Consider the following 1,568-nt stretch of genomic DNA (forward strand, 5'->3'; position numbering starts at 1 on the left):
GTTCGGTATCACTGGAAATGCCAGTGGTTAACGATAACTGTACTGCAGGAGAAGACTTGGTCGTCACCAATGATGCTCCGGAAGTCTTTGAACTTGGACAAACTATCGTTACCTGGACTATCACTGATGCCGCTGGAAACAGCAGCAGCTGTGAACAGATCATCAATGTGATCGATACCCAGGCGCCGGTATTCGAAGAAGTATCCGATATTCCGGTAAATAATGATCCTGGAGTCTGTAGCGCTGTGGTAGAATATGATATTCCATTAGCTACAGATAATTGCGGGCTAGAAAGCATTGAACTTACCAGCGGGCTGGCTCCCGGGGAAGACTTCCCGGTTGGAAGCACCACGGTGACTTACGTTGCAACCGATACTTCTGGCAACACCACCACGGTTAGTTTTGAGGTGATCGTAACCGACAATGAAGCACCAACCGTTGAGTGTCCCGAAAGCATAACGATAAATGCCGAGTTTGGCACTGAATTCATTGTGGTCACTTACGACCAGATCACTGTGACCGATAATTGTGAAGGAACTACCGTAGAGCTTACTCAGGGAATCGCTTCAGGAGAAGAATTCCCGGTTGGTGAAACCACCACTATCAGGTATTCGATTACCGATGCTGCTGGAAATAATGTCGAGTGTAGCTTCACAGTGACTGTAAACGAGAACAATCCTGCACCTCCTTCGGCGCCGGTGGCATCGATCACTGCCGAGGCAACCTGTGCCAACCCAACCGGAACCATTACCGTGGAAACACGGGAAGGGCTTACTTATAGTGTAGATGGTGAAAATTACCAGGAAAGTGGTGTGTTCGAGAATCTCGAACCAGGCACTTACCAGGTGACCGCCAGGGACGAAGTTGGTCAGATTTCTGGAGTGACATCTGTAACTATCGAAGAGCCGGTAGCTTCAGAAATTATAACCACTACGGCTAATATATGTGTGGAAGATACAGCTTTCGATCTATTCGATTTTATCTCTGGTGAAGATCTGGACGAAACCGGAACCTGGGTCGACACCGATAATACCGGTGCGCTGGATAGTAGCTTTGTAGACCCTACTCTCTTAGAAGTTGGTTCTTATACGTTCACTTACGAAGTTGAAGGCAACTGCCCGTCAACTACAGAGTTAACCGTATTGATCAATGATGACTGTGTGGTACTAGAGTGTAGTCTAATTGATCTTAAAGAAAGCATCTCCAAGGCGGTAACTCCTAATGGGGATAATTTCAACGACTTCTTTACCGTAGACCTGGATACTGAATGCGGATTCACCTACGACCTGAAGATCTTTAACCGCTGGGGTGCCGAGGTATTTACTGCCAGGAACTACCAGAACAACTGGGATGGGTTCTCCAAGAATTCCTTTACCAGCTCGAACCAATTACCATCGGGTACCTACTTCTATATTCTGGAGATCAGAAATAGTGAGTTCGAACCGATACAGGGATACATCTACTTAGGAACAAAATAAAATAGGGAAACCATGAAAAAAATAGCTTTAATCATAGGAATCTTGCTAGTGAGTGCCTCCGGGTTCTCCCAGCAGCTCCCTCAGTTTACG

The 1,568-nt window shown here is 46.6% G+C and carries 1 protein-coding gene; it reads left to right on the forward strand.

Features of this window, described 5'->3' with window-relative positions; genetic code table 11:
- Window positions 1-1,478 (forward strand): HYR domain-containing protein (locus FLP08_RS15415; protein ID WP_156278065.1); only part of this gene is annotated, 1,478 nt, incomplete at its 5' end.
- Window positions 1,479-1,568 lie beyond the last annotated feature (90 nt).

Origin of the sequence: Christiangramia aestuarii (assembly GCF_009735585.1) — a bacterium.
GTDB classification, from domain to species: Bacteria; Bacteroidota; Bacteroidia; order Flavobacteriales; family Flavobacteriaceae; genus Christiangramia; species Christiangramia aestuarii.